Genomic DNA, 26,181 nt, shown 5'->3' on the forward strand with positions numbered 1-26,181 from the left:
GCCCCTCGCCGGCGGACCGGGCCGGAGCGACTCGAGAACACTAACCGAGCCGCGGGCCCCTGCGCAAATCGCCGGTGCGGAATGGTCTCGGGGATGCCGCTGACGTCCGAGCCGGTGACGATCCGCCGACGGCGGAGGCGGACAGGATTCCGGTGACCGCCACCAGGCCGGACGGTCATCCTGCCGCCACGGCACGCCCCCACCCCGGCCTGACGCGCGCCACGTTCCTGCCCTCGAATCAGGGGGAACGGCAGGCTGACATGCGAGAAGGGCCGGGACATCATGTGATGTCCCGGCCCTTCCACGCGGTGGACGCAATGGAACGCTGCGGGAACAGGCGACCACGGGTCGAGAGGCTGGTTTCCGCGTGGAATCGAGGAATTCGCCCTGATGCCGACGGTGAAGGCGAGGCGGATGACGCGCTGATCGGCGCGTCGGCGGAACCAAGTAAACGACCTCGACCACGGCTCACGGACAGCGAAGTGGACGCTATGCGAACAGCGCGCGAGCGTGGCGTGAGCGTGAAAGTGATCGCGATGCAGTTCGGCATACACAGGGGCACGGTGTGGGCGAAGACGCGATGACGGCGCGACTGGTGTCGCTGTGTGAATTGATGAGTTCTTCGGAGTGAAGGGTGCTCGGTGCGCGGGTTTCGTTGATGCTTCGGGTCTTCTCTTGGGGTGGGTTCAGGGTCCGAGCGTGGGCGGCTGCGGGCCGCGCGGTCGTCCCGAGCCTCGCCCGAACGCCTCTGACGGTGGGAGCTTGGAACGGCGCTCGGTGCTCTGCTGGGGCGGTCGCCGGTCGGTCTTCTGTGGCGCGGACTTCTGCTCTGCGCGGCGGGCTACGGAGCGCTGGGCGACGTCTTCCACGATGTAGCGGTGCCTGGGCAGGAGACGCCCGGTCGGGTAGGTGCTCGTCAGCAGCTCGATGCCTTGTTCGGCGGTGGTGTAGCCGAGGCGAAGGAACAGGGTTGCGGCGTCGTCGAGGTCGCGCTCATCGCGCGAGGCATGGAGCTTCATCGCCAGCAGGTACTCCGGTGAGGCGACTTGCACCAGCAGTGACTCGGATTCGAACACGGTGACCGGGTGCTCGTCCTGGCCGGGCAGGAAGCCCTTGGCTGCGTCGTTGAGCCAGTCCGGCTCCAGCCCGTGCGAGGCACCGATCATCTCGGCGGCCTCGCGGACCTCCGGTGCGGGGATGAACAGGGCGTCCACGTCGCGGGTAAGGCGGCCCTGGTCATAGGCCAGTGCCATGGCCGCCCCGCCCACGACGAACAGCTGCGCGTGCACCCCTGCCGCCCCGAGGCGGTCGGAGAGTTCCTGGAACAGGGCGCGGACGTGCGTGGCATCCAGTACGGCGCCGTGCTGGTTCATGCCCGGTTCAGCGACCGTCCGGTGATGAAGATGCCCCGCTGACGGAACGCCCGCGGGCTGTCCTGCTTGGCCTCGTCCCGGAAGATCGCGGGCACGGCCGGGAACCATCCCTCGGCACGGCGCGCGGGGTCGAGCGCCCAGGCAGGAGGCGTCCAGCCGTCGCGCTCGGCCAGGTGGTCGGCCAGCGCAGCGAACGCCGCGTCGAGCTGCACCGACCCGGTGGGTGCGGGCTCGGTGGCGAACACCTCGGCCGCGAGCTGCACACCGCCCCGGCGGAGGGTGGAGGTGTAGTCATCGAGGGTCTGGAGGATGCCGAACCGCCAGCCCACCTCCAGATCATCTCCGGCGCTCAGCAGGGCCGCGGCGAGTGTGGCGTTACCGGCCGCGGTGTGACGCACACCGACACGGGTTCTCGGCACCGCGCCAGGGGCGGTCTGGGCGCGCTCCAGCAGCGCACCAATCGACAGCACCTCACCCTGGAACACCATCACCGCCTCCTTCCCTCCGTCCCTATTCTCCCAGACCTGCCGCGGAAAGTCCCGAGCGCGACGGGGTGCTCAGCCAGCGAGGAGACCTGCGCGCGTATCGCTCAGTCTGCGATGGGACTTGCGAGGGCTTCCGGTTCCCCCGCCTCGGCAACGATGCGCAGCGCGCGTTCGAGCACCTGGAGGTCCTCAACGGTCTCGACGGAGGTCACCTCGCCCCAGGAAAGGGTGAGAAACTGGAACACCGTGTTCTCGTAGCGTCCGCCGTCCGGCAGGTCGCCCGCGACGAGCGACCGCACAGCAACGCGCGTGCGCCAGGGAACGCCGTTCACGAGCACGTCTTGGATATCAAACCGTGCGCTGGGCAGCAGTCGGAGCGTGCGCTGCCACCACCGGATCATCGCCTCCCTGCTGGTACGCCGACCGCCGAGGGCGTGGTCGCCGTGAAAGCGGTACTCGAACTCCGGGGCGAGCCCGTCGACCATGGCCATGTAGTCGCCGGCGTTGATGCGGTCGAACGTGGACCGGACCTTGGCGCGGACGATGCGCTTGTACATGCGGGCCTCCTCGTTCCGATCCTGACTTCCGTTACTATTAGTAACATCATGGTTCGTTCCGGTCGCCCGCGCAAGGATGACACCGACGAGCGCATCCTGGAGGCGTTCGCGGAGCTGGTGGTCGAACGCGGCTACGCGCGGGTCACTGTGGATGAGGTCGCCGCGAGGGCGGGCACGAACAAGCCCGCCTTCTACCGGCGCTTCCACAACCTCGCGGACCTCGTGCCCCGTCTGCTCGCGTCCCGTCACGGCACCGACGAGGACATCAACACCGGCACGCTCGTCGGTGACCTGATCGAGGTGCAGCACCGGCAGCGCCGTCTGTTCACCGATCCCGTCGTCATCCGGGGCTTCGCGGGCTGGATCGCGGAGGTGGATGCGAACCCGAGCGAGGGCGCACCGTTCCTGTCCGACTACCTCGGACCACGCCGGACGTACACGCGGGTGATCGTCGACCGTGCGGCCGAGCGCGGCGAGATAGTGGCATGCGCCGATTCCGGCTGGATCGCCGACCTGCTCACCGGCCCACTGCTGATGCGCGCGGTGCTGCCAGGACTTCCGTCGATCGATGAAACGTTCACGGCCCACACCATCCACGCCGCTCTCGACGCTCTCGATTACGCAGGCGACCGCAGCGCGATCCAGGTGCCGGGAGATGGGAAAGCGGCCAGGAAGCCGCCCTATGCTCTCCAGAACTGATCGCGCCGACCTACACCCCTGTCCCAACTCTGCCCAATGTGATCACTGGAGCTGTTCCCACCTCGCGAACCCCTGAACGACGGTGTAGATCATGTAGATCACGGCGGCGACGAAGACGATGATCGAGAGGATGAGTACTGTGAGTGCGAGCTTTCGCGCGGTTGTGGTCATGCTGCGGCGCGTCCCGACCCCGGCGAGGATTGCGGCACCGGCGGCGAGGATCACCGCGAGGTGCGGCAGGACGATCGCGATCACGATCGAGCAGGCCGAGGTGATGATCGCGGTCAGACCGTAGCCGCATCCTGAGCGTTTCCGGCCCGTGGCTTGCGCCTGCTCGATGGGGGCGTTCGTCGCGGTCGGCGTGTTCGCCCAGACAGAAGACGGAGAGTCCTTGGGCTGCGATGCACTGTTGGTGTGTGATTCGGACATGCTGTTCCTCCGGTGCGGGCGGGTTCAGGTGCGTGCGTCGCCGCGTTCGAGCACGGCGGTGTTGAGGGCAGTGGCTGCGGCGGTGAGCAGGACGGATGCGGCGGCGATCATGATGAGGATGCTCCCGGTGATCGTGCCGGTGTCGGCGAAGGCGGCGGTGCCGAGCTGGGTCGCGCGGGTCAGCGCGGCGTAGGGGCGAGGAACATCACCGGGTCGAGTTTCGCCACGAGCTGGAACGAGGAGAACCCGGAGCCGAGGAAGGCGACCGCGATCGGGGCGGCGAGGGAGCGCATCACCATCGATAGCCAGGATTGGAGTGCTGCGACCGGGATGCAGCCGAGCACGATCATCGCGAAGATGCCCCAGTACGTGGACGGCAGGAACCCCGGTAGCCCGAAGACGAGTTTGCCGAGCAGGATCACGATGGCCAGGGCGATGGTCTGCATGATCGCGGCGAGCAGAGCGACCGTCAGCGATTTCACGACGACGATCCGCAGCGACGGGGTGGGTCCGCTCATCAGCGCGTTCCAGTTGCTTCCGCGGTGCTCGGGTCGCCAGATGAGGGAGGCGAGGATCGCGATGCCGACGGGCAGCGGGAAGAGGCCGTAGAACACGAACGAGCGCATCCAAAGAGTGTTCCAGCCGTCGTCGAGGCCGGTGCCGTCGATGATCGTCATGATCGTGCCGAGCAGCACGAAGACGGCCGGCAGCAGGATCACGACGGCCCAGCTCATTGAGCGCTTGAGCTTGATGAACTCGGTGGCGATGGCGTGAATATCAGGCCTCCTGGCGGTCGAACCGGCTGGTGAAGATGCTGAACGCAACGATGGCGACGATGGCCAGTCCGGCGATGCTGAGGTACGACGGTGTGATGGCGACCAGCTCGGCGTCGTCGTAGCCGGTGACGGCCGCGAGCGTGTAGTACCCCCACGGGGTCAGGTGTACGAACCAGGCGGGCATGCTGCTGGCGATGAGGCCGAGCACGGTTCCGAGCAGGCCGATCCCGATGCCGACCAGCTGGTTCTCGACACGGGCGGCGATGATGACAGCGAGGGCGACGAGCACCAGGTTGACGATGAGAATCATGACGGTCAGCCCGATCCACCGCCCCGCGGGCCACGGCGCCTCGATCCCGGTGAGGAACCCCGTCGCGGCGACGAGCACACTGGCGGCCACGGTCGCGACGACGACGAGGACGGCAAGTGCGAGCATCTTCGCTCGGCACAGTGCGCCCGACGTAGCGCCTGAGACGGAGGACATGAGCCATCCGCCTCCGACGTGCTCGATATCGACAAGCCGGCTGGCCATGATCGCCAGCAGCAGAGGCGATACCAGTGGTGCGACTCCGCCGAAGGAGTTCAGCAGGGAGTTCCACGCGCCACCGGTTGCCCGGTCGAAGTCGGGGCTGAAGACGCCGGTGTAGAGCGCGAACCCGGTTGTCACGACCAGCAGGAGGGCGGCGATGAGCCAGACGTGGAGGTGGCGCATCTTCGCGAACTCATTCGTGACGATCTTCCCGTTCATAGTCCGCCGCCTGCGGTGAGGGTCATGAACACGTCCTCCAGCGACTGTTCATCCCGGCGCACGCCGTGCACGCCGATCCGTGCGCCGACGAGCGCTACGACCGCCCTGGCCGTGGTCTGGTCGTTGGCGCCGGGCATCCGGATCACGGCTTGGTTCTCCAGCGTGGTGCCGAACTTTCGGGCGAGCACCCTGTGTGCATGGCCGGGGTCGGTGGAGTCGATGAGCACATCCGGGGTGGCGGCAGAGAAGAGCTTCTGGCGGGTGCCTTGGAAGATCATGCGGCCCTGGCTGAGGATGCCGAGTACGGTCGCGGTCTTATCCACCTCGCCGAGCAGGTGCGAGGACATTATGACGGTGACGCCGCCGTCGGCGAGGCGCTTCAGCAGTACGCGTATCTCCTCGATCCCTGCAGGGTCCAGGCCGTTCGTCGGCTCGTCCAGGATCAAGAGCTTGGGCTGTCGGGCCAGGGCCATCGCGATCCCTAGACGCTACTTCATCCCGAGAGAGAACTCCCGGACCTTCTTGTCCATCTGGTTCTGCATCCGCACCATCTGCACCGCCGTCTCCACCTGCTGATCGTTCAGGCCCAGGAGTCGCTGCACGATGCGCACGTTCTCCCGACCCGTCAGGTGCGCGTATCCCGGCGGTGACTCGATCAGTGACCCGATCTGCCCGAGGAGCTGACGCCTCGTGGCGCGGGTCATTTCCTGCCCGAGGACCTCGGCATGCCCGGAGGTGGGACGGATGAGGGAGAGCAGCATCTTCATCGTGGTGGACTTGCCCGACCCGTTGGGGCCGAGGAACTGAAGCGCCCTAGGTTTCGTTCCGATCCAACTGAAGGAGAATCGGAACATGCCCAAGAAGTACAGCCCTTCAGCTGCGTGAACGCGCCGTGCGGATGGTCCTCGAGCGCCAAGCCACCCAGGGAGGGCCTCGCTCACACTCGATCCGGGCCATCGCCCCGCAAGTGGGCGTTGGCGAGGAGACCCTGCGGATGTGGTGCAACCGCCACGGCCACCAGGCAGCACCAGTGCCTGCCGGCGAGAGCATGCAGGAGGAAAACAAGCACCTCAAGCGTGAGCTCGCCGACGCCATCGACCTACCGACCCTGAAGCGGCACCAAGACCGCATCCGGGCGGGCCTGGCCGACGTGAACCAGCGCCTTGCCGAGCACGACGAGCACCACACCGGAGGGCGGGCGTTCCTGCACGACTCGCTGCGGTTGCTCACTGATGCGCACCGCGCGTACGCGCGATCGGGAGATGCCGACCGGCGGCTGGCGAACCAGGCGTTCTACACCCGCCTCGACATCACCGACGACGAACAACTCCGCCCCAGGCTCGCCGAACCCTTCGCGACCATCGTCCGCGAAAGCACCGGCACCAACGATGACGACGCGGACGCAGAGCATGAGTGCGAGGGCAGAAACGACTTACGGGAACACCCCACATCTTTCGATGTCGCGTGTTCCCGTAAGACAACTTGGGTGGAGGTAAGGGGATTCGAACCCCTGACCTTCTGCATGCCATGCAGACGCGCTACCAACTGCGCCATACCCCCGAGTGCGGGTGCCGCCGTCTGACTCGGATGTCTCCGAATGCGTTCAGGCAACTCGACAAGTATAGACCACGGCGCACCCGTCGTCCACTCCAGTGCCCGGTCCGCTGGGAGCGACCCGCTCAGATGCCGTAGCCGACCAGGCTCCAGCGGCCGGGGCCACCCGAGCCCCCCGCCCGCGTGAAGGCCCCCTCGAGGACGGCGGCGCGGGCGTTGTCGATGCGCGGGATCGCGGCGAACTCAGGACCCTCCCGGCCGAGGGCGAGCCCCACGGCGGCGCGGATGACGGCCCCGTGGGCGACCACGAGCAGCGTGCGCGGCCCGTCGTCCCCGGGGGCGTCGAGGTCGGACGCGGGCCACCCCGCCTCCGCGGCGTGTCTGGCCGCGGCCGCCAGGACGCGCTGCCCTCCCACCCGGAGCACCTCACCCCCGACCGGACCGGCGTCGAGATCCGGCACGGTGCGCCATGCGTGATGCTCCCGGGGCCACCGCTGCGCGATCGTGGCCATCTCCAGGCCCTCCCAGGCACCGCCGCCGAGCTCCCGCAGCTCGGGGTCCACGGTCAGGTCCGCGGCGCCCACCGAGTCCTCCAGGACGATCTCGGCGGTCCGGCGCGCGCGCACCAGGGGCGAGGTGACGGCCCTCAGGGCGCAGGCCTGCTGGAGGAGGTCACCGACCGGACCGGCGGCCGCCGCGCGCGCCTGCCGCTCACCGGTGCGGTTCAGCTCCACGTCCGAGCCGCCCTGGTAGCGGTCCAGGGCGTTCCACTCGGTCTGCCCGTGCCGCAGCAGGATCAGCCGCACGGGGTTCAGGAGCGCGGGGCGCCGGCCGCCTCGGCGTCGGCGTCGGTGTCCGGTCGGACGGCGTCGTCGGGCAGGCCCAGGTCGATCTGGGGGCTGTCCTTCCAGAGGCGGTCCAGCGCGTAGAACTCGCGGTCCTCCCGGTGCTGGACGTGCACCACGAAGTGGCCGTAGTCGAGGAGCACCCAGTGACCGTCCGACCGGCCCTCACGACGCAGCGGCTTGATCTGCTCCGCCACGAGGAGGCGCTCCTCGATCCCGTCCACGATGGCGTTGACCTGGCGCTCGGAGGCGCCGGAGGCGATCAGGAACGCGTCGGTCAGGCCGAGGCGCTCGGCCACGTCCACGGCGACGACGTGCGTGGCCACCTTCTCGACGGCCGCGGCGGCGGCCACCTTGAGGGCGTCCAGGGTGGTCTGGGGAACGGTCACGGTGCTCCTAAGGGTGGGGGTGTGCGGAGATCAGGTGAGGGCGGCCACGAGGACGGCCACGAGCAGGGCCAGGAGCACGAGAGCCCCCAGCAGGAGAAGGGCGCGGTTCCGTGAACCGGCGCCGGCGGGCTCCCCGTCGCGCGCCGGAGGCGCGGTCACCGGGGCGGCGGGCGCGACGGCGTCCCCCTGAGTCGCGGCGGCAGGCCGAGGCGACGGGACGAGGGACACGGAGTCGGCGTCGTCCTGCGGGGAGTGCAGACGGGTCCAGGGCGAGAACGCCTCGACCCGGCGGTCGATGCGCGCCTCCTCCGGGGCGGCCTCCGGCTCGGCCGGGGGTTCGGCGGCCGTGGCGGGCGTGCCGGCGAGGCGGGGGCGATGCCGCCATGTGCGTGCGAGATCGGGGGTCTCGGCGTCGGCGCCGATGAACACCTGGGCGGAGGACGTCGGCTCGGGCGCTGCGGCCTCGTCACCGATGACGGCACCCGGCGCGGTGGTCTCGGGCACGGACCGCGCCCGGTCCACCCTCCCGTCGACGTCGTCGACGCTGGGGCGCTGCCGTGGCGTGGGCGCCGCCGTGCCGGAGCGCAGCCGGGCACGGGCTGCCGGGCTGATGGGGTCGCGACGGCCGTGCTCCGCCTCGTCCGCGGCGGTCTCCTCCGCCAGGACGGCGCGCAGCAGCTCGTCCTCGCGGTCGGCCCCCTCGGACCCGTGGGGCGTGGTCATGGCCGGTCTCCCTCGGTGTCGTAGAGGTGGTGCTTGTTGATGTACTGGACGACGCCGTCCGGGACGAGGTACCAGACGGGCCGCCCGCGGGCCACGCGGTCGCGGCAGTCGGTCGACGAGATGGCCATGGCGGGGATCTCCATGAGCGAGATGTCGTCCTCGAGCCCGAGGTCGGCCAGGGCGTAGCCGGGGCGGGTGACGCCCACGAAGTGCGCCAGGTCCCACAGCTCCTCGACGTCCTTCCAGGTCAGGATCTGCCCCAGGGCGTCGGCCCCCGTGATGAAGAAGAGCTCGGAGTCGGGCCGGCGGGCCCGGATGTCCCGCAGGGTGTCCACGGTGTAGGTGTTGCCCGGGCGGTCGATGTCCACGCGGGACACCGTGAAGCGGGGGTTGGACGCGGTGGCCACCACCGTCATGAGATAGCGGTGCTCGGCCGGACTCACCTGCTTGTCGGACTTCTGCCAGGGCTGGCCGGTGGGGACGAACACGACCTCGTCCAGCTCGAACTCCGCGGCCACCTCGCTGGCGGCCACCAGGTGACCGTGGTGGATCGGGTCGAACGTGCCGCCCATGATCCCGAGGCGGTGACGGCGGGGCGCGGAGGCGCGAGTGGCGACGGTCATGCGGGGACGGGTCGGTCCGTTCCCTCACACGGGGCGCCGGGCGTCCGCCTGGCCACCCCGCGCGGGGGATCAGTGCCCGGCGCTGTGGGAGCCGGTGCCGTGGGACCCGCTGCGGGCGGTGCCGTGGTGCTGGACGGCCGTGGTGGGCGCCGGGTGGCGCAGGCCCACGGAGCGCATGGACAGCACGGCGAGCAGGGCTGCCATCAGGAGGACGAAGGTGATGACGCCGTACCAGATGGGGTCCATCGGCATCTCGTTGACGATGTGGTGGCCGCCCTCGGCCGCGGCCAGGATCAGGGAGGTGTTCAGCATGGGGTGCTCCTCGGTGCGTGGGTGCGGGGGCCGGGCGCGGTCCCGGCCCGGGTGGACTCGGGGTCGAGTCTAGCGGGCGTCAGCGCCGGACCTGGCCCGTGCCGCGCAGGACCCATTTGGTGGTGGTGAGCTCGTCGAGCCCCATGGGACCGCGGGCGTGCATGCGCTGCGTGGAGATCCCCACCTCCGCGCCCAGGCCGAGCTGGCCGCCGTCGGTGAAGCGGGTGGAGGCGTTGACGATCACCGCGGCGGCGTCCACCTCGGTGACGAACCGGTCCGCGCTCCCCAGGTCGTTGGTCACGATGGCCTCGGTGTGGCCGGTGGACCAGCGGCGGATGTGCTCCATGGCCTCGTCGATCGACGAGACCGTCCGCACCGCCATCTCCAGGTCCAGGTACTCCCGGCCCCAGTCCTCCTCGGTGGCGTCCACGGGATCACGGGGGTCGGGGCCGCGATCGTGCTCCGGCGGCAGCAGCGCGCGGGCCCCGGCGTCGAGGTGCAGCAGCACGCCGGCGCGCAGGAGCGCGCGGAGGACCTCCCGGCCCGCCTCCGCGGCATCCTCATGGATCAGGAGCGTCTCCGCGGCGTTGCACACGGACGTGCGGTGCGTCTTCGCGTTGACGGCGACGTCCACGGCCATCTCGACGGGCGCCGTCGCGTCGAGGTACAGGTGCACGTTGCCCTCACCCGTCTCGATCACCGGCACGCGGGCCTCGCGGACCACGCGCTGGATGAGCTCGCGCCCGCCCCGGGGCACCAGGACGTCCACGGACCCGCGGGTGGCCATCAACGCGGCGACGCCGGGCCGTCCCAGGTCGTCGATCCCCTGGATGAGGTTCGGGTCGAAGCCCTGGCCCCGGACGGCCTCGCGCAGGACCTGGATCAGGACGGTGTTGGTGCGCTCGGCCGCGGAGCCGCCGCGCAGGATGACCGCGTTGCCGGACTTCAGCGCGATGCCGGCGATGTCCACCGTGACGTTGGGACGCGCCTCGTAGACCGCTCCGACCACGCCCAGCGGCACGCGCACCTGCGTCATGTGGATGCCGTTGGGCAGGTCGCCGCCGCGCACCACCGAGCCGACCGGGTCCGGCAGTCCCGCGAGGGACTCCAGCGCCAGCGCCAGCGCCTCGAGACGGTCCTCGTCCAGCCGCAGCCGGTCCAGCAGGGCGCCCGAGGTGCCCGCCTCGTCCCCACGGACCATGTCCTCGCGGTTCGCCTCGAGCACGGAGACGGAGGCGGCGCGGACGGCGTCGGCCATCGCGCCCAGGGTGGCGTCCTTGCGGTCGCGACCGGCCCGGGCCAGCTCGGGGGCGGCCGCGCGCGCCCACGCCGAGCGCTCGAGGATCTGGTCCACGATCTCCTGGGAGGGGGCGTCCTCGTGTGCGGTGTCCGTGCTCTCGCTGCTCATGCCCGTCACTCTAGCGAGGCCGCGGGAGGGGCGTCAGAGGAAGGCGGAGTGGGTCGGGGCCAGGCGCACCCAGTCGTCCGCGTGGACCACCACGCCGTCGTACCCCTCGCCCAGGTCGGCCTTCAGCTCGGAGGTCGTGCGTCCGAGCATGACGGGCAGCTGGGAGGAGGAGTAGGCGGCCAGCCCGCGCGCCAGCACCCGCCCGGAGGCGTCGGCGATCTCCACGACGTCGCCCGCCGTGAAGTCGCCGACGGCGCCGGTGATGCCCGCGGCCAGCAGCGAGCGGCCCCGGTCGATGGCCCCGGCCACGGCGCCGTCGTCGATGGTGAGGCGGCCCCGCACCCGGGCCGTCAGCCCCAGCCACGCCGCACGCGCCGAGCGGCGGCGGCCGGCGGCGGAGAACCACGTGCCCACGTCCTCCCCGGCGAAGGCGTCGGCCGCCCGGCCGGCGGAGGTGAGCAGGGTGGGGATGCCCGTGGTGGCCGCGATCCCGGCGGCGTCCACCTTGGTCACCATGCCGCCCGTGCCCACGCCCGCGGAGCCGGGGGTGCGCACGTCCACCCCGGCCAGGTCCTCGTCCGAGGAGACGGTGCGGATCCGTCGGGAGTCCGGCAGGGAGGGGTGTCCGGTGTACAGCGCGTCCACGTCGGAGAGGAGGACCAGCAGGTCGGCCTTGACCAGGTTCGCTGTGAGGGCGGCGAGGCGGTCGTTGTCCCCGAAGCGGATCTCGCGCGTCGCCACGGCGTCGTTCTCGTTGACGATCGGCATGACGTCCAGCGTCAGGAGCCGCGCGAGGGCGCGGTGGGCGTTGATGTACTGGCCCCGCCGCATCAGCTCCTCGGCCGTGAGGAGCACCTGGGCGACCGTCGTGTCGTAGCGGGCGAACGACTGCGAGTAGTACGAGATGAGCCGGTTCTGACCCACGGCCGCGGAGGCCTGCTGTGTGGCCGTGTCCTTCGGCCGGCGGCTCAGGCCCAGGGCGGGGAACCCCGCGGCGATCGCGCCCGAGGACACCAGGACCACCTGGGTCCCCCGGGACCGCAGGCCCGCCACGAGGTCGACGAGGGCGTCGATCTCCTCCGTCCGGAGCCCGTGGGGGCCGGTCAGGGAGGAGGATCCGATCTTGATCACCACGCGCCGGGCGTCGGTCAGGTCCTCGCGGCCGACCACGGGGTTGGCGCGCGGGTCCCCGGCGGCCCCGGAGTAGCGGAAGACGGTGGTGCGGCGCTCGGCCATGGCGGGGCCTCCTCGTCGGCGACGGGTCAGTGCCGGACGGCGGGGCGTCCGGCCGGTGCGACGGCGGTGCCCTCCGTCGGCCCGGTGGGGTCAGCGTCCATCATCGCCCGGGTCGGCGACGGGGCCGTCCTCCGTGACCGTCCAGAGCCCCGAGCGGCGCTCGGCCTCCATCTCGGCCCGGGTGGCGGCGCGGGCGGCGCGGCGCTGGTCCTGCTCGGCGCGCTTCTCCGCACGTGTGGCCCGCGTGCGCTCCTCCATGCGGACGTCCGTGCCGCGGGGGCCGGCCAGCAGCTCGGCGCCGGCGGAGAGCGTGGGCTCCCAGTCGAAGACCACGCCGGTCTCGTCGTCGCCGATCACCACCGCGTCCCCCGGCACGGCCCCGGCCTTGAACAGGCCGTCCTCCACGCCGGCGCGGTGCAGGCGGTCGGCCAGGTAGCCCACGGCCTCGTCGTTCTGGAAGTCGGTCTGGGCGACCCACTTCTCCAGCTTGTCGCCGCGGACGCGGAACAGGGGGGCGAGGCCCCGCTCCTCTCGCTGGATCGTGAAGTCGGCGTCCTTGCCGCGGCGACGCCGGCGGGGCACCTCCACGGCCACGGGCGCCTCCTCGGGCTCGGGCTCACGCGCGCGGGCCTCCTCGACCAGCCCCGCCATCGCGTACTTCAGGGCCTCGAGGCCCTCGTGGGCGAGCGCGGAGACGTCGAAGACCCGCAGGCCCCGCTCCTCCAGCTGCGCGCGCACCAGGTCCGCCATCTCCCGGCCGTCGGGCAGGTCGGTCTTGTTCAGGGCCACCAGGCGCGGGCGCTCGTTCAGGGGCACAACCCCCTCCCCGCCCTGGGAGAAGACCGGCTCGACGGCGTAGGCCTCGAGCTCGGCCTCGATGGCCTCGAAGTCGGACAGCGGGTCCCGCTCGGGGTCCAGCGTGCCGCAGTCGAGCACGTGCACGAGGGCTGCGCAGCGCTCCACGTGGCGCAGGAACTCCAGGCCCAGGCCCTTGCCCTCCGACGCGCCGGGGATCAGTCCGGGCACGTCCGCCACCGTGTAGCGCACCTCCCCGGCCTGGACCACGCCCAGGTTGGGCACGAGCGTGGTGAACGGGTAGTCCGCCACCTTGGGGCGCGCGGCCGACATCGCCGCGATCAGCGAGGACTTGCCGGCCGAGGGGTAGCCGACCAGGGCCACGTCCGCCACGGTCTTGATCTCCAGGACCAGCTCGCGGCTCTCCCCCGGCAGGCCGAGGAGGGCGAAGCCGGGCGCCTTGCGCTTGACGGAGGACAGCGCGGCGTTGCCGAGCCCGCCCTGGCCGCCGGCCGCCGCGGTGAAGCTGGCGCCCTCCCCCACGAGGTCGGCCAGGATGTTGCCGTCCCGGTCCTTGACCACGGTGCCGTCCGGCACGGGCAGCACCAGATGCTCCCCGTCCTTGCCGGCGCGGTGGTCGCCCATGCCGGGCTGGCCGTTCTCCGCCGAGCGGTGCGGGGCGTGGTGGTAGTCGAGCAGCGTGGTGGTCTGGTGGTCCACCACCAGCGTGACGTCGCCGCCGTCGCCGCCCTGGCCGCCGTCGGGGCCACCCAGCGGCTTGAACTTCTCGCGCTTGACGGACACGCAGCCGTGCCCGCCGTCGCCGGCGGTGAGGTGGAGGACCACGCGGTCCACGAAGGCGGCCATGGGGGCTCCTGACGGGTGGGGCGAAAGAGGGGGATACGACGACGGCGGGGGCGGGTCCTGATGAACAGTGACCCGCCCCCGCCGGAGCGTCAGCGGAGGCGCGGACCGTCCGCCGTGCGGGCGGTCCGGGCGCTCATGCCGGGAGTGAGTGGATCACTCGGCGGCGGCGACGATGTCCACGACCTTGCGGCCACGGCGCTGGCCGAAGGCCACGGTGCCCGCGGAGAGCGCGAACAGGGTGTCGTCCTTGCCGCGACCGACGTTGCGGCCCGGGTGGAACTTGGTGCCGCGCTGGCGGACGATGATCTCGCCGGCGTTGACGTCCTCGCCGCCGTAGCGCTTGACGCCGAGGTACTGCGGGTTCGAGTCGCGGCCGTTCTTCGAGGAACTGCCGGCCTTCTTATGTGCCATTGCTGTTACCTGTCTTTCTGGATGCTGCGGGTGGCGCCGGTCGCGTCAGCGACTCAGGCGATCCCGGTGATCTTGACCGTGGACAGCTCAGAGCGGTGGCCCTGGCGCTTCTTGTAGCCGGTCTTGTTCTTGTACTTCTGGATGACGATCTTCTTGCCACGGGAGTGGGAGACGACCTCGGCGGTCACCTTCACACCGGCGGCGTCGGCCCCGGCCTTGACCTCGGACCCGTCCACCAGCATCAGAGCGGGCAGCTCGACGGAGCCACCGGTCTCAGCGGGGACGCGGTCGAGGGTAACGAGGTCTCCGACGGAGACCTTCTCCTGGCGGCCGCCAGCGCGGACAATCGCGTACACCACTTGGGACTCACTTCTCTCGACGTTGCATGGATACGTGTTTCAGGTCCACTCGCCCGCACCTCGACCGCAGTGCGTCCGGGTCCGGTGATCCCAGGAACGGGACATGCGGGAAGCCTGCGGGGTGGACACCGAGTGTCGATCATACTCGGTGGCCTACCTCCGGGCCAAACGAGGTGTGTCGGGCGTGGCGCCCACCCGATGAGCGGTGCGCGGCACGCGCCCGGCGATCGGAGTGCGCCGCCCGCGTACGGGCGGCGCACCCCTCCCCTCACTCGCCGCGGACGATGTCCTCGGCCTTGACGCCCACGCCCAGCATCACGGGGGCGGCGCCCTCGGCCTGCGGGCGCGCGGCGGCCGACGCCTGTGCGGTGAAGCGCGAGCCCCGGGCCTCGCCGGCAGTCTGCACGCTCACCTGCGCGCCGTCGGAGGACACGGCGCGGCGGGAGCGGCGCCGGGCCGGCCGCGCCGAGGGCGCGGCCCCTGCGGCGTCCGGGGCGACGGGCGCCCGGGGCGCCTCCGGCTGTGCAGGCTCGGCGGAGGCCGGCTCCGGGGCAGCCTCGGATGCGGATGCCGATGCGGGCGCGGCCGCGGGGGCGGGGGCGGCCCCCTCCGCGCCGATGCGGGGGGCGCCGCGGCCGTCCGAGGTGGCCCGCCGGGAGCGGCGACGGCGCGGCGGGGCGGGCTGCTCACCCGCAGCCCCCTCCGGCGCGGCCTCGGTGGCGCCGTCCACAGCGTCCCGGTCCGCGCCGCGCGCGGGCTCCGGCTCCACGGCCGGGGACTTCGCCGACCGCTGCGGCGCGACCGGCTCGACGACGGACGCACCCGACTCCTCGGCCGGCTGCGGCACCGGTGCGGCACCGGCGCCCTGCGGTGACTCGGCGCGGCGGCGCCGACCGCGCGTGCGGCGTCCGGGGGTCCCCTGCGCGGGGGCGTCCGGACCCGACTCGGGCGTGGACTCCGCGGCGGGCTCGGATGCGTCGCGGTCCCGGGCGGCCTTCGGGGCACGCGGATCCGTGCCGGACCCCTCGGACCCGGCGCGCTCCACAGCCTCGGTCCCGGCAGGGGCCTCCTCGGTCCGTGCGTCCTCCGGGTCGGCCGACCCGTCCTGCTCCTGCCCGGCGTCGCGGCCCGCGTCCTCGGCGTCGCGGCCCGCGTCCTCGGCGGCGCGACCGCGGCCGCGGCGACGGCCCCGACGCTTGCGGCGCCGACCCCCGGACTCGTCGGACTCGTCCTGCCCGTCCCGGTCCGCAGGGGCCTCCGCCGCCGCATCGGCCGGCGAGACCTCCGGCTCGGCGGCGGGCGCCACCGCCGCCGTCTCCTCGCGACGCTCCTCGGCGGGCGGCTGCGGCGCCTCCTCGGCGGCCTTGCCGGACGCCTTGGCGATGGACATCAGCGCGGTGCGCGCGGCGGCCGCGCGCTCGGCGCGCTGACGCTCCTCCTCCGCCGTCTCCTCCGGCGCGCCCTCGGCGGGCGTGCCGGCGTCGCCCTCGCCCGCGCCCCTGCGGCGCTTGCCGCGGCGGCGTCCCTCGGACTCCCCGCGCGGCTCGGCGGCCCACGTGGAGCGCTCCACCGGCGTGTCCTGGATGAGGATGCCGCGGCCGGCGCAGTGCTCGCAGACCTCGGAGAACACCTCGACGAGACCGGTGCCCATGCGCTTGCGGGTCATCTGCACCAGGCCCAGGGAGGTCACCTCGGCCACCTGGTGCTTGGTGCGGTCCCGCCCCAGGCACTCCACCAGGCGGCGCAGCACCAGATCCTGGTTGGCCTCCAGCACCATGTCGATGAAGTCGATCACGATGATGCCGCCGATGTCCCGCAGGCGCAGCTGACGGACGACCTCCTCGGCCGCCTCCAGGTTGTTCTTCGTGACGGTCTCCTCGAGGTTGCCCCCCGAGCCGGTGAACTTGCCCGTGTTGACGTCGACGACGGTCATCGCCTCGGTCCGGTCGATCACCAGGGAGCCGCCCGAGGGCAGGTAGACCTTCCGCTCGAGCGCCTTGTGCAGCTGCTCGTCCACCCGGTGCGTGGCGTAGAGGTCCTCGCCGTCGTGGTCCTCCGGCACCCAGTGGTGCAGACGGTCCAGCAGGTGCGGCGCCACGTAGGTCACGTACGCCTCGATGCCGTCCCAGGTGTCCTCGCCCTGGACGAGCATCGCGGAGAAGTCCTCGTTGAAGACGTCGCGGACGGTCTTGATGGTCAGGTCCGGCTCGGCGTAGAGCAGCTCGGGGGCCAGGGTCTTGGTGGAGCCGGCCCGCTCCTGGATGCCCTCCCACTGCACGCGCAGCCGGTTGATGTCGTTCTGCAGCTCCTGCTCGGAGGTGCCCTCGGCCGCCGTGCGGACGATCACGCCGGCGTCCTGGGGCAGGTGGTCCTTGAGGATCCGCTTCAGGCGTGCCCGCTCGACGTCGGGCAGCTTGCGGGAGATGCCCGTCATGGACCCGCCCGGGACGTACACGAGGTACCGGCCGGGCAGCGAGATCTGGCTTGTCAGGCGGGCGCCCTTGTGGCCCACCGGGTCCTTGGTGACCTGCACCAGCACGGTGTCGCCCGACTTCAGGGCGTTCTCGATCTTCTTGGCCTTGCCCTCCAGCTGGGCGGCGTCCCAGTCCACCTCGCCGGCGTAGAGCACGGCGTTGCGGCCGCGGCCGATGTCCACGAAGGCGGCCTCCATGGACGGGAGCACGTTCTGCACCTTGCCCACGTAGACGTTGCCGATCATGGAGTCCTGGGTGGTGTGGGAGACGAAGTGCTCCGCGAGCACGCCGTCCTCCAGGACCGCGATCTGGATCCGCTGGTCGCGCTGGCGCACGAGCATCTTGCGGTCCACGGACTCGCGGCGGGCCAGGAACTCGGCCTCGGTGATCACGGTGCGGCGGCGTCCGCCGGAGCGGGACTCGCGGCGTCGCTGGCGCTTGGCCTCGAGGCGCGTGGAGCCCTTGACGCCCTGCACGGCCTCGGGCCCCGTGCTCAGCGCCTGACGCGGCGCGCGCACGCGGGTGACGGTGCCCTCGGGGTCCCCGTCCTCCCCGCCGGCCAGCTCCATGTCCACGGCACCGCGGCGACGCCGGCGACGCCGCCGGGAGACGGCGGGACGCTCGTCGTCGGCCGCCTCCTCGTCCTGACCGTCCTCGGCCTCGGCGTCCCCGGGCTCGACGCTCCGGCGGGACCGGCGTCGCGAGGACGCGCTCTCCGCCTCCAGGAGGCTCAGCACCTCCGCCGGGACGGCGAACGGGTCCGTCGGATCGAAGCGGAGCCCGCCGGCCCCGTCCTCCGGCACGGTCTCCTCGTCCTCCTCCACCGCGGCGGCCGGCCCCTGCTCGGCGCCCTCGTCCTCGGCCTCGGCGGTCCCGTCGGCCTCGCCGCGGGCCTCGGCGACGTCCGCCGCCGCCTGGTCGGGGGCCCCGGTCCGGGGACGGGTCGACTCCTCGGCCGCGGTCACCTCGTCCTGGGGCGTCGTCGTGGTCTTCTCGTCTTTCTTCTCGGCCGCCATGGCAGCACCTCCCGCCGTCCGGCCGGCCCACACCGCCGGCCGTCCGGCGACTCGTGCCCGCCGCCGGCCGCGTTGCCCCACGGACGCCGTGCGTCCGGGGTGCGCCGGGAGACGGGCTCCGGGAAAGTCCTCGGGTGAACCGGGGCCGCCGCAGGGGCGGCCGCGCGGAACCGCTGCGACGCGCCGTGTCGGGCCGGCTCATCGGATCCTCGCCGGTCGGCGTCCGGGCCGTCCCGGGATCTCCGGGACCGGCGCCCTCCGGGGTCGTGCCCGGTCGGTCGCGTCGGCGGCGGCCTCCGTCGGGCGCGCAGCGGGCGGGGCCGCGGTGTGGGCGCGGCTCAGCCGAGGCTGATTCTCTCACACCCGCCCGCGGTCGGGGCCGCCCGGCCCGCCGGGGCGGTCCTAGACTGCTGTCATGGACGACACCATGACCCGGACCGTGCCCACCCGCGACGCCGCCGCGGACGACGGCTCCCACGCCATCGCGGACCCGTGCTGGAGCGCCCGCCCGACGGGCACGGCGGTGATGCTCATCGTCACCTCGCTGGTGTCCCTGGCCGCCACGATCATCATCATGGTGGAGCGGGCCATCCTCACGGCGGACCCCACGTACGTCACCAGCTGCGACATCAACCCGTGGCTCTCCTGCGGACGCGTGATGCAGTCCTGGCAGGCCATGACCTTCGGCTTTCCCAACCCCCTGATCGGCCTCGTGGCCTTCCCGATGCTGATCACGGTGGGCGCGGCCCTGCTCGCCGGCGGTCGCTTCGCCCGCTGGTTCTGGGTCCTGCTGAACATCGGGCTCGTGGGCGGCCTCGCCTTCGCCGCATGGCTCTGGTACGCGGCCGTCTACTCGATCGGCACCCTGTGCCTCTACTGCATGGTCGTGTGGGCCATGGTGATCGTCCAGACGGTGCTGGTCACCTCCCGCAACCTCCAGACCGGCGCCCTGCCCGTGGGCCCGCGGATCGCCGCGCTCGCCCGGGACCTGGCGTGGCCGGTGATCGTGCTCCTGTGGGTCCTCGTGGCCGCCTCCATCCTGATGGAGATGGGCCTGGGGGTCATCGGCCTCGGCTGATCCGCCCCTCGTGTCGACGACGACGGCCGCCCCCGGATCCGGGGGCGGCCGTCGTCGTCGTGCCGGGTGGGCGTCAGCCGAACCAGAGCTTGAGCTCGCGCTCAGCGGAGAGCGTGGAGTCGGAGCCGTGCACCAGGTTCTTCTGCACGCCCTCTCCCCAGTCGCGGCCGAAGTCGCCGCGGATGGTGCCCGGAGCGGCCGTGGTGGGCTCGGTGGCGCCGGCGAGGGAGCGGAACCCCTCGACCACGCGGGAGCCGCCGACGCGCAGGGCGACGACCGGGCCGGAGCCCATGAACTCCACGAGCGGCTCGAAGAACGGCTTGCCCTCGTGCTCCTCGTAGTGCTTGACCAGCAGATCGCGCGAGGGGGTGAACATGCGCAGGTCGACGATCTCGTAGCCCTTGCGCTCGATGCGGGCGATGATCTCGCCGGTCAGGCGCCGCCGGACGCCGTCGGGCTTGACGAGGACGAGGGTCTCTTCGGGGTGGTGGGTCACGACGCATCTCTCCTTGTGGTGGGGCGGTCCTGCTCCGGCCACCCTAGTGGGCTCCGCGCACCCCGAGGGCGGGCGGGCGGGTCAGTTCTCGGGGTGCGCGGCCTCCCACTCGGCCTGGGCGCGGGCCCGCTCCGCGTTCTCCCGGTCGATCTGTCCGCCCTTGGTGACGGCGTACCACCAGGTCAGGGCGAAGAGCGGCCCGATCAGGAACATCGAGTACTCCCACAGCGCGGAGAGGACCAGCACGGCCTGGACGGCCCAGCCGATCGCGATGCCCACGGGCCTGCGCACGAGGGCGCAGTCCAGGACCGCCACCACGGCCAGGGCGGAGAAGCCCACCACGAACCACAGCGCGTGCGGCTCCGCCCGGTTCAGGCCGAACAGGGTCATGCCCAGGAAGAACAGCAGCAGCGCCTCGAGGCACAGCACCGTGGACGTGAACATGGCCCGCACGGAGCGGGTCCGCCGGCGCTGCCCGGGCCGCCACTCCCGCTGGGCGCGGGTCTCGCGGGCCGGGCGCCAGTCCTCCCGGCCGAAGCCGGGGGCGGCGTCCTCGCGGGGGTCGTGCTGCGGAGTGCTCATCGGCGGTCCTCTCCCAGGTCGCGGTCGTCCAGCAGGTCCAGGACCTCGGGGTCCACGGCGTCGTCGTCCTCGTCCGCCAGGCCGACGGCGGCCAGGAGGTCCTCGGGTTCGATGCCGCGGGCGGCCACGGTGACGGGTCCGGCGTGGGCCGGCTCCCCCAGCAGGTCCCGGACCTCGGCGGCCAGGGTGATGGAGCCGAGGACGAGCACGCCGCCGCCGGTGCCCGAGGCCAGCGCGTCGGCGCTGGTCTCCACGGCCTCCGCGCGGCCGACCGCCCACTCGAGGGCGTCCGGCACGGACTCGGTGGCGAAGACGTCGTCCTCCCCCCAGCCGGCGTCCACCGCGAGCGCGGCGAGGTCCCCGGCGGGGATCGCCCGGGGCGAGGCCGACTGCGTGAGGGCCACGTCCTCGACGTCGTCGCCGAACTCCCGGTAGAGGACCTCGAGCATGGTGCGGGCGTCCTTGTCCTGGAGCACGCCGACCACGAGGACCAGGCGGGTGAAGCCGAAGGACTCCTGGACGGCGCGGGCGGTGACGCGCACGCCGTCGGGGTTGTGGGCGGCGTCCACGATCACGGTGGGCGCGGTGCGCAGCACCTCGAGCCGCCCGGGCGAGGTGACCTGGGCCAGGCCCTCGCGGAGCAGCTCCTCGTCCAGGGGGCGGGCGCCGCCGCCGAGGAACGCCTCGAGGGCCGCGACGGCCACGGCCAGGTTCTCGGCCTGGTGGGCGCCGTGCAGCGGCAGGAAGAGATCGGGGTAGTCGGCGGCGAGGCCGCGCACGTCCACCTGCTGGCCGCCGACGGCCAGGCGCCGGTCCGCCACGCCGAACTCCACGCCCTCGAAGCGGAACGGGACGTCCGCAGCGCGGGCGGCGTCCAGGAGCACCTGGGCCGCATCCGGGTCCTGCGCGGCGGAGACGAGGAAGCCGCCGGGCTTGACGATCCCGGCCTTCTCCTGCGCGATCTCCGCCTCGGTCTCCCCCAGCAGGTCCGTGTGGTCCAGGGAGATGGGGGTGACCACGGAGACCGCGCCGTCGGCCACGTTGGTGGCGTCCGTGATCCCGCCCAGGCCCACCTCGAGCACGACGACCTCGACGGGCTCGTCGGCGAACACCGCGAAGCCCAGGGTGGTCACCGCCTCGAAGTAGGTCAGGCGGGGCTGGCCGGCGGTCTCGAGCTCGGCGTCGACGACCTGCACGAGCGGCAGGATCTCCCCCCATACGCGGACGAACGTCTCGTCCGCCACGGGGGCGCCGTCGATGCTGATCCGTTCGGTGACCGAGCGCAGGTGCGGCGAGGTGTAGCGGCCGGTGCGCAGGCCGTAGGCGCGCAACACCGCCTCGATCATGCGTGCCGTGGAGGTCTTCCCGTTGGTGCCGGTCAGGTGGATCACCGGGGCGGCGTGCTGGGGGTCGCCGAGCAGCGCCAGGACCCGCCGCATCGGCTCGAGGCGCGGCTCCATCCTGTTCTCCGGGGCGCGGGCCAGCAGGTCCGCGTACACGCCCTCGACGGTGGTGGGGGCCCCGCTCATGCGTCCGCCTTCGCGACCGTCACGAACACGGTCTTCATGGCGTCCTCGGCCGGGTCCGTGCGCGGGTCCGCCGCGCCGGAGTCCACGAGCTCGAGGTCCAGGGTCAGGGTCTCCTCCGCCACGAGGTCACGGTGCGCCTCGAGGGCGGCGACGACGGTGCCCGGGCCCTCGATGCGCGTGCGGACCCGGTCGGAGACGTCCAGTCCGGCGTCCTTGCGGACGGCCTGGACGGCCCGCACCACGTCGCGGGCGGTGCCCTCGGCGGCCAGCTCCGCGGTGACCTGCGTGTCCAGCACGAGGAATCCCTTGCCGTCATCGAACACATGCACAGCATGGCCATTCGGAACGTTGGACGCCACATTCCGAGCCGTGTAGTGCTTCTCAAGGAGGTTTACGTCCTCCCCATTCGAAAGATGAAGGGGAATATTTGCACCAAATGGCCCAGGGAAATCCGCCAGCGCCTTCTTGATCAACGGCACGTTCTTGCCGAAGTCCTTACCAGCCTCGCGGAAATTTAGGACAACCTCGGTTCCAATTCCGAATTCATCGATGTCGTCGGCCTTCGGACCACGAACGTCAATGACTTTGATGTTGAGTTCGTCCTTCAGAATCTCGACGAGCTCGTCCCTCACCTTGTTGGCGTCAGGCCGCACGATTGTCAGACGGGCCAGCGGCAGGCGCACACGCCGCTTAGCCGCCTTGCGCAACGCCGACCCTGCAGAACTCACGATGCGCACGAGGTCCATCCGCTCGACAAGTGCCTCCGCCTCGGGCCCGTGCGGGAACTGGTCCGCGTCCGGGTAGTCGGTGAGGTGGACCGAGCGGCCGCCGGTGAGGCCGCGCCAGATCTCCTCCGCCACGAGCGGCATGAGCGGGGCGGCGGCGCGGGTGAAGGCCTCCAGAACCGTCCAGAGCACGTCCATGGCCACGGTGTCCTCGGCGAAGAACCGCTCACGCGAGCGCCGGATGTACCAGTTGGTCAGGGTGTCCATGAACGCGCGCAGGGCGTCCGTGGCTTCCGAGACCTCGTACGCGTCCAGCGCGGTCTTGACCTCGCGGAGCATGCGCCCGGTGGCCGCCAGGACGTACTGGTCCAGCGGGTCCTCCGAGGCGTGGCGCGCGGAGGCGCGGTACCCCTCGGGGCGCGCGCCGACGTCGTGCGCGGTGTTCGCGTACAGGGAGAAGAAGTGCCACGCGTTCCACGCCGGGAGGATCACCTGCCGGGCCGCCTCGCGGATGCCCTCCTCCGTGACGATCAGGTTGCCGCCGCGCAGGATGGGGCTGGCCATGAGGAACCAGCGCATGGCGTCGGAGCCGTCCCGGTCCAGGACCTCGGTGACGTCCGGGTAGTTGCGCAGGGACTTGGACATCTTCTGCCCGTCCGAGCCGAGGACGATGCCGTGGGAGATCACGTGGGAGAAGGCCGGGCGGTCGAAGAGCGCCGTGGCGAGGATGTGCATGGTGTAGAACCAGCCGCGCGTCTGGCCGATGTACTCGACGATGAAGTCCGCCGGGTTGTGCGTGGGGAACCAGTCGGCGCGCTCGAACGGGTAGTGCACCTGCGCGTAGGGCATGGAGCCGGAGTCGAACCAGACGTCCAGGACGTCCTCCACGCGGCGCAGGGTCGCGCCCGCCGCGGCGGCCTCGGGGTCCGGGTGGGGGCGGGTGAGGTCGTCGATCCAGGGGCGGTGCAGGTCCACCTCGCCCTCGGCGTTGCGCGGCAGGCGGCCGAAGGCCTCCTCGATCTCGGCGAGCGAGCCGTAGACCTCCTGGCGCGGGAAGTCCGGGTGGTCCGACTCCCACACCGGGATGGGCGAGCCCCAGTAGCGGTTGCGGGAGATGGACCAGTCGCGGGCGTTGGCCACCCATGTGCCGAACTGGCCGTGCTTCACGTTGCCGGGGATCCAGGTGATCTCCTCGTTCAGCTCCAGCATGCGGTCCTTGACCTTCGTGACCGCGACGTACCAGGACGTGATGGCCCGGTAGATCAGGGGCGTGCGGCAGCGCCAGCAGTGCGGGTAGGAGTGCTCGTAGGAGGCCTCGCGGGCCACGCGGCCGAGCGCGCGCAGGGCCCGGACGATCGTGGTGTTCGCCTCGAACACCTGCACGCCGGCGATGTCCCTCAGGTCGCCGCGCCCGAGGCCGTCCCTGGCGAACAGCGGCAGGAAGCGGGCGCCCTCGTCCACGGAGAGCAGCACGGGGATGCCGGCGGCCTCGCACACGCGCTGGTCGTCCTCGCCGTAGGCCGGGGCCTGGTGGACCACGCCCGTGCCGTCGTCGGTGGAGACGTAGTCGTCGACGAGGATGCGATGGACGCCGTCCAGGGTGAGGGTGCGGGCGCCGACGGTGAAGGTCTCCCCCGCATGCGCCTCGAACAGGTCGGTGAACAGCGGCGCATAGGCCAGGCCGCCGAGGCGAGCGCCCGGGACGGTCTCCGTGACGGCGGCGCGGGCGGCGTCGGCGTCGGCGTAGCCGAGCTCCTTGGCGTGCGCGCCCACGCGGTCCTGGGCGAGGAGGAAGCGCTCGGCACCCGGCACCGTGGCGCCTTCGGGGCCGGCCGGCACGAGGGCGTAGTCGATCTCCGGCCCGACGGCGAGGGCCGCGTTGGTCGGCAGGGTCCAGGGGGTGGTGGTCCAGGCGAGCACGTGCACGCCGGCCAGGTGCGCGGCGAGCTCGGCGTCGGCGCCGCCGTCGGGGATCAGGGCCGGGTCCTCGGGCAGGCCGCGGATCGGGAAGGACACCGTGACCGAGGGGTCCTGACGCATCTGATAGACGTCGTCGTCCATGCGCAGCTCGTGGTTGGACAGCGGGGTCTCGTCATGCCAGCAGTAGGGCAGCACGCGGAAGCCGCGGTAGGTCAGGCCCTTGCGGTGCAGCTCGGAGAACGCCCAGATCACGGACTCCATGAAGTCCGGGGTGAGCGTCTTGTAGTCGTTCTCGAAGTCCACCCACCGGGCCTGACGGGTGACGTAGTCCTGCCACTGGTCCGTGTACTTCAGGACGGAGGCGCGGCAGGCGTCGTTGAACGTGTCGATGCCCATCTGCTCGATCTCGGACTTGTCCGTCATCCCGAGCTGCTTCATGGCCTCGAGCTCGGCGGGCAGGCCGTGGGTGTCCCAGCCGAACCGGCGCTCCACGCGCCGCCCCTGCTGCGTCTGGTAGCGGGCCACCAGGTCCTTCACGTAGCCCGTGAGGAGGTGGCCGTAGTGCGGCAGGCCGTTGGCGAAGGGCGGGCCGTCGTAGAACACGAACTCGTTCTGCGAGCCGTCCTCGTTCTGGGCGGGGCGCTGGTCGATCGAGGCCTGGAAGGTGCCGTCCTCGGCCCAGTAGCGCAGCACGCGCTCCTCGAGCTCGGGCAGACGCGGCGAGGCCGGGGTGCGCTGGGAGGGGTCGGACGAGGCGAGGGGGTACACGGCGATCCTTGTCTTCGCTTGCGGACGGCGGGCTGGGGCTCTGTCTGCAAGGACGCCTCACGGCGCGGTACCACCCTGCTTGCCGCGCTCCCCCGGCGGGACCGGGGCGCGCGACCGCTCGTGACGGCTGTGACGGGCCTGCCCGTCCGGGTCTAGTGGGGCGTTCCGCCGTCGGCCACGGGGCCGGGGCGCGGAGGACGCCCGTTCTTCCGGAGGCTCGCCGGTGATGGCCGGGTCGACGCCTGTGGGCGACAGTCTAGCGCGTGGGCGACGGCCCCGCTCCGAGCCGTCCAGCGCCGCGGCGACATTCCAGCGCGGCGGTCCGCTCAGATCGAGGTGCGCTTGACGCTGTCGAGATCGCCGTCCACCGTCACGTGGACAGCCTCCCGGCCGTAGGCCCACAGCAGCAGCTCGCCGGCCTCGCCGGACACGGTCACGGGCGGGCGGGACGCCACGGCGCCACGGCTCACGACGACGGGTGCTCGGCCCGGCACCTGCAGGACCACCGGGGCCTCGGAGCGGCGGAGCATGAGGGGTGCCATGCGCCGGACCAGGCGGTACAGCTCCTCCTGGTCCGCCTCCGAGAGCTCGCGCGGTCCCGGCACGGCGCCGCCCTGCGCCGCCTCGCCGCGGCGGACGTCCTCGAGGTGCACGAAGTGCTCGGCGGCGTTGACCTGGGCGTCGACCAGGCGCATGGGGTTCAGCGCCGGGGCGCCGTCGGCCCACTCGCGGACCAGCTCGGCGTAGTCGCGGCCCTTGGCCCGTGCGGTGAGGGAGTCGAGGTGGCCCTGGAGGGGCTTCACGAACATCCCGGCCATGGCGTCCGGCCGGTGCTCGCGCAGCCAGAGGTGCGCGGCCATGTCGCGGGTGCTCCACCCCTCGCACAGGGTCGGGGCGTGCGGGCCCTTCTCGATCAGCAGGTCGGCCAGGCGGGCGCGTTCATCGGAGGCGAAGGTCATGCCCGCCACGCTAGTCAGGGCCGGGGCGCGGGCGCGAGGTCCACG

27 protein-coding genes and 1 tRNA gene are annotated in these 26,181 nt (G+C 72.0%); 2 read left to right on the plus strand and 26 right to left on the minus strand.

The annotated features are described in order from the left end of the window. Positions 1 to 686 precede the first annotated feature (686 nt). The 3 genes from BJ976_RS05925 to BJ976_RS05935 all read right to left on the minus strand — a co-directional run bounded on the left by BJ976_RS05925 (position 687) and on the right by BJ976_RS05935 (position 2,415). Positions 687 to 1,373 carry a DUF6036 family nucleotidyltransferase gene (locus tag BJ976_RS05925; protein ID WP_184231835.1) on the minus strand — a complete coding sequence of 229 codons (687 nt, stop codon included), beginning with the start codon at positions 1,371 to 1,373 and terminating at the stop codon, positions 687 to 689. Continuing rightward, a complete protein-coding gene (locus BJ976_RS05930) occupies positions 1,370 to 1,861 on the minus strand; it encodes a hypothetical protein (protein ID WP_135027860.1) in 492 nt (163 codons plus the stop codon). Before BJ976_RS05930 ends, BJ976_RS05925 begins: the two co-directional genes overlap by 4 nt. 101 nt (positions 1,862 to 1,962) lie before the next feature. Further along, entirely contained in the window at positions 1,963 to 2,415 is a 453-nt protein-coding gene (locus tag BJ976_RS05935) for a nuclear transport factor 2 family protein (protein ID WP_135027863.1), read from the minus strand. Positions 2,416 to 2,463: 48 nt separating this feature from the next. Here BJ976_RS05935 and BJ976_RS05940 point away from each other — a divergent pair, with 48 nt between their 5' ends. Continuing rightward, positions 2,464 to 3,114: a TetR/AcrR family transcriptional regulator gene (locus tag BJ976_RS05940; protein ID WP_135027866.1), complete on the plus strand. Its 651-nt coding sequence runs from the start codon at positions 2,464 to 2,466 to the stop codon at positions 3,112 to 3,114. 42 nt (positions 3,115 to 3,156) lie between these two features. On the opposite strand, the gene BJ976_RS05945 is transcribed toward BJ976_RS05940, so the two are convergent. The 18 genes from BJ976_RS05945 to BJ976_RS06025 form a co-directional block, all read right to left on the minus strand. Continuing rightward, complete coding sequence (locus BJ976_RS05945; protein WP_135027869.1) at positions 3,157 to 3,543, minus strand: hypothetical protein; 387 nt, start codon at positions 3,541 to 3,543, stop codon at positions 3,157 to 3,159. A gap of 179 nt (positions 3,544 to 3,722) precedes the next feature. Then, positions 3,723 to 4,277: an ABC transporter permease gene (locus BJ976_RS05950; RefSeq protein WP_209280993.1), complete on the minus strand. Its 555-nt coding sequence runs from the start codon at positions 4,275 to 4,277 to the stop codon at positions 3,723 to 3,725. A 43-nt stretch (positions 4,278 to 4,320) separates the two neighbouring features. Continuing rightward, positions 4,321 to 5,067: an ABC transporter permease gene (locus tag BJ976_RS05955; RefSeq protein WP_135027872.1), complete on the minus strand. Its 747-nt coding sequence runs from the start codon at positions 5,065 to 5,067 to the stop codon at positions 4,321 to 4,323. Beyond that, a complete protein-coding gene (locus tag BJ976_RS12000) occupies positions 5,064 to 5,540 on the minus strand; it encodes an AAA family ATPase (protein ID WP_229667071.1) in 477 nt (158 codons plus the stop codon). The genes BJ976_RS05955 and BJ976_RS12000 overlap by 4 nt, the downstream gene beginning before the upstream one ends. A gap of 15 nt (positions 5,541 to 5,555) precedes the next feature. Further along, positions 5,556 to 5,921, minus strand: a complete 366-nt coding sequence (locus tag BJ976_RS12005; RefSeq protein WP_229667073.1) for an ATP-binding cassette domain-containing protein — start codon at positions 5,919 to 5,921, stop codon at positions 5,556 to 5,558. Between the two features lie 245 nt (positions 5,922 to 6,166). Beyond that, complete coding sequence (locus BJ976_RS05965; protein ID WP_167736879.1) at positions 6,167 to 6,478, minus strand: hypothetical protein; 312 nt, start codon at positions 6,476 to 6,478, stop codon at positions 6,167 to 6,169. 76 nt (positions 6,479 to 6,554) lie between these two features. Next, a tRNA-Ala gene (locus BJ976_RS05970) sits at positions 6,555 to 6,627 on the minus strand. A 119-nt stretch (positions 6,628 to 6,746) separates the two neighbouring features. Continuing rightward, positions 6,747 to 7,427 (minus strand): histidine phosphatase family protein, encoded by a 681-nt coding sequence (locus BJ976_RS05975; RefSeq protein ID WP_135027875.1) that lies wholly within the window; start codon positions 7,425 to 7,427, stop codon positions 6,747 to 6,749. A gap of 5 nt (positions 7,428 to 7,432) precedes the next feature. Further along, the gene (gene rsfS / locus BJ976_RS05980; RefSeq protein WP_135027878.1) at positions 7,433 to 7,855 is read right to left on the minus strand and encodes a ribosome silencing factor; all 423 of its coding nucleotides are present in this window, start codon (positions 7,853 to 7,855) and stop codon (positions 7,433 to 7,435) included. 30 nt (positions 7,856 to 7,885) lie between these two features. Next, the gene (locus BJ976_RS05985) at positions 7,886 to 8,578 is read right to left on the minus strand and encodes a hypothetical protein (protein WP_135027881.1); all 693 of its coding nucleotides are present in this window, start codon (positions 8,576 to 8,578) and stop codon (positions 7,886 to 7,888) included. Then, positions 8,575 to 9,150, minus strand: coding sequence for a nicotinate-nucleotide adenylyltransferase (gene nadD / locus BJ976_RS05990; protein WP_229667174.1), 576 nt, complete (start codon positions 9,148 to 9,150; stop codon positions 8,575 to 8,577). Before nadD ends, BJ976_RS05985 begins: the two co-directional genes overlap by 4 nt. 120 nt (positions 9,151 to 9,270) lie before the next feature. Next, entirely contained in the window at positions 9,271 to 9,513 is a 243-nt protein-coding gene (locus BJ976_RS05995; RefSeq protein ID WP_135027887.1) for a hypothetical protein, read from the minus strand. 79 nt (positions 9,514 to 9,592) lie between these two features. Beyond that, positions 9,593 to 10,921, minus strand: a complete 1,329-nt coding sequence (locus BJ976_RS06000; protein WP_135027890.1) for a glutamate-5-semialdehyde dehydrogenase — start codon at positions 10,919 to 10,921, stop codon at positions 9,593 to 9,595. A 33-nt stretch (positions 10,922 to 10,954) separates the two neighbouring features. Beyond that, complete coding sequence (proB, locus tag BJ976_RS06005) at positions 10,955 to 12,157, minus strand: glutamate 5-kinase (protein WP_135027893.1); 1,203 nt, start codon at positions 12,155 to 12,157, stop codon at positions 10,955 to 10,957. Between the two features lie 90 nt (positions 12,158 to 12,247). Then, a complete protein-coding gene (obgE, locus tag BJ976_RS06010) occupies positions 12,248 to 13,819 on the minus strand; it encodes a GTPase ObgE (protein WP_135027895.1) in 1,572 nt (523 codons plus the stop codon). 153 nt (positions 13,820 to 13,972) lie between these two features. Then, positions 13,973 to 14,230, minus strand: a complete 258-nt coding sequence (gene rpmA, locus BJ976_RS06015; RefSeq protein ID WP_135027898.1) for a 50S ribosomal protein L27 — start codon at positions 14,228 to 14,230, stop codon at positions 13,973 to 13,975. A gap of 53 nt (positions 14,231 to 14,283) precedes the next feature. Further along, complete coding sequence (gene rplU / locus BJ976_RS06020; RefSeq protein WP_135027900.1) at positions 14,284 to 14,589, minus strand: 50S ribosomal protein L21; 306 nt, start codon at positions 14,587 to 14,589, stop codon at positions 14,284 to 14,286. A gap of 268 nt (positions 14,590 to 14,857) precedes the next feature. Further along, positions 14,858 to 18,079, minus strand: coding sequence for an Rne/Rng family ribonuclease (locus tag BJ976_RS06025; protein ID WP_135027902.1), 3,222 nt, complete (start codon positions 18,077 to 18,079; stop codon positions 14,858 to 14,860). A gap of 415 nt (positions 18,080 to 18,494) precedes the next feature. On the opposite strand from BJ976_RS06025, the gene BJ976_RS06030 reads away from it, so the two are divergent. Continuing rightward, positions 18,495 to 19,157, plus strand: a complete 663-nt coding sequence (locus tag BJ976_RS06030; protein ID WP_229667074.1) for a vitamin K epoxide reductase family protein — start codon at positions 18,495 to 18,497, stop codon at positions 19,155 to 19,157. Between the two features lie 73 nt (positions 19,158 to 19,230). Here BJ976_RS06030 and ndk read toward each other — a convergent pair whose 3' ends face one another. From ndk to BJ976_RS06055, 5 genes are all read right to left on the minus strand, one after another. Beyond that, complete coding sequence (ndk, locus tag BJ976_RS06035; RefSeq protein ID WP_135027904.1) at positions 19,231 to 19,653, minus strand: nucleoside-diphosphate kinase; 423 nt, start codon at positions 19,651 to 19,653, stop codon at positions 19,231 to 19,233. An 81-nt stretch (positions 19,654 to 19,734) separates the two neighbouring features. Continuing rightward, positions 19,735 to 20,235 (minus strand): DUF4233 domain-containing protein, encoded by a 501-nt coding sequence (locus tag BJ976_RS06040; protein WP_135027908.1) that lies wholly within the window; start codon positions 20,233 to 20,235, stop codon positions 19,735 to 19,737. Beyond that, positions 20,232 to 21,764 (minus strand): bifunctional folylpolyglutamate synthase/dihydrofolate synthase, encoded by a 1,533-nt coding sequence (locus BJ976_RS06045; protein ID WP_135027911.1) that lies wholly within the window; start codon positions 21,762 to 21,764, stop codon positions 20,232 to 20,234. Before BJ976_RS06045 ends, BJ976_RS06040 begins: the two co-directional genes overlap by 4 nt. Continuing rightward, complete coding sequence (gene ileS, locus BJ976_RS06050; protein ID WP_135027914.1) at positions 21,761 to 25,177, minus strand: isoleucine--tRNA ligase; 3,417 nt, start codon at positions 25,175 to 25,177, stop codon at positions 21,761 to 21,763. The genes BJ976_RS06045 and ileS overlap by 4 nt, the downstream gene beginning before the upstream one ends. Positions 25,178 to 25,503: 326 nt before the next feature. Continuing rightward, positions 25,504 to 26,136, minus strand: coding sequence for a TIGR03085 family metal-binding protein (locus BJ976_RS06055; RefSeq protein WP_135027917.1), 633 nt, complete (start codon positions 26,134 to 26,136; stop codon positions 25,504 to 25,506). Between the last annotated feature and the right edge of the window lie 45 nt (positions 26,137 to 26,181).

The sequence above is a fragment of the Micrococcus flavus genome (assembly GCF_014204815.1).
In the GTDB taxonomy this organism is placed as follows: Bacteria; Actinomycetota; Actinomycetes; order Actinomycetales; family Micrococcaceae; genus Micrococcus; species Micrococcus flavus.

Excerpts from the sequence above, each read along its gene's own strand:
- BJ976_RS06025 (WP_135027902.1), bottom strand. The coding sequence starts at position 18,079 with ATGGCGGCCGAGAAGAAAGACGAGAAGACCACGACGACGCCCCAGGAC.
- BJ976_RS12005 (WP_229667073.1), bottom strand. The coding sequence starts at position 5,921 with ATGTTCCGATTCTCCTTCAGTTGGATCGGAACGAAACCTAGGGCGCTT.
- BJ976_RS05940 (WP_135027866.1), top strand. The coding sequence starts at position 2,464 with ATGGTTCGTTCCGGTCGCCCGCGCAAGGATGACACCGACGAGCGCATC.
- BJ976_RS06040 (WP_135027908.1), bottom strand. The coding sequence starts at position 20,235 with ATGAGCACTCCGCAGCACGACCCCCGCGAGGACGCCGCCCCCGGCTTC.
- BJ976_RS06000 (WP_135027890.1), bottom strand. The coding sequence starts at position 10,921 with ATGAGCAGCGAGAGCACGGACACCGCACACGAGGACGCCCCCTCCCAG.
- BJ976_RS05995 (WP_135027887.1), bottom strand. The coding sequence starts at position 9,513 with ATGCTGAACACCTCCCTGATCCTGGCCGCGGCCGAGGGCGGCCACCAC.
- rpmA (WP_135027898.1), bottom strand. The coding sequence starts at position 14,230 with ATGGCACATAAGAAGGCCGGCAGTTCCTCGAAGAACGGCCGCGACTCG.
- BJ976_RS05935 (WP_135027863.1), bottom strand. The coding sequence starts at position 2,415 with ATGTACAAGCGCATCGTCCGCGCCAAGGTCCGGTCCACGTTCGACCGC.
- BJ976_RS05945 (WP_135027869.1), bottom strand. The coding sequence starts at position 3,543 with ATGTCCGAATCACACACCAACAGTGCATCGCAGCCCAAGGACTCTCCG.
- BJ976_RS06045 (WP_135027911.1), bottom strand. The coding sequence starts at position 21,764 with ATGAGCGGGGCCCCCACCACCGTCGAGGGCGTGTACGCGGACCTGCTG.
- BJ976_RS06055 (WP_135027917.1), bottom strand. The coding sequence starts at position 26,136 with ATGACCTTCGCCTCCGATGAACGCGCCCGCCTGGCCGACCTGCTGATC.
- BJ976_RS05950 (WP_209280993.1), bottom strand. The coding sequence starts at position 4,277 with ATGAGCTGGGCCGTCGTGATCCTGCTGCCGGCCGTCTTCGTGCTGCTC.
- BJ976_RS05955 (WP_135027872.1), bottom strand. The coding sequence starts at position 5,067 with ATGAACGGGAAGATCGTCACGAATGAGTTCGCGAAGATGCGCCACCTC.
- nadD (WP_229667174.1), bottom strand. The coding sequence starts at position 9,150 with ATGGGCGGCACGTTCGACCCGATCCACCACGGTCACCTGGTGGCCGCC.
- BJ976_RS12000 (WP_229667071.1), bottom strand. The coding sequence starts at position 5,540 with ATGGCCCTGGCCCGACAGCCCAAGCTCTTGATCCTGGACGAGCCGACG.
- BJ976_RS06030 (WP_229667074.1), top strand. The coding sequence starts at position 18,495 with ATGGACGACACCATGACCCGGACCGTGCCCACCCGCGACGCCGCCGCG.
- BJ976_RS05925 (WP_184231835.1), bottom strand. The coding sequence starts at position 1,373 with ATGAACCAGCACGGCGCCGTACTGGATGCCACGCACGTCCGCGCCCTG.
- BJ976_RS05985 (WP_135027881.1), bottom strand. The coding sequence starts at position 8,578 with ATGACCACGCCCCACGGGTCCGAGGGGGCCGACCGCGAGGACGAGCTG.
- BJ976_RS05930 (WP_135027860.1), bottom strand. The coding sequence starts at position 1,861 with ATGGTGTTCCAGGGTGAGGTGCTGTCGATTGGTGCGCTGCTGGAGCGC.
- BJ976_RS05965 (WP_167736879.1), bottom strand. The coding sequence starts at position 6,478 with ATGCTCTGCGTCCGCGTCGTCATCGTTGGTGCCGGTGCTTTCGCGGAC.
- obgE (WP_135027895.1), bottom strand. The coding sequence starts at position 13,819 with ATGGCCGCCTTCGTGGACCGCGTGGTCCTCCACCTCACCGCCGGCGAC.
- proB (WP_135027893.1), bottom strand. The coding sequence starts at position 12,157 with ATGGCCGAGCGCCGCACCACCGTCTTCCGCTACTCCGGGGCCGCCGGG.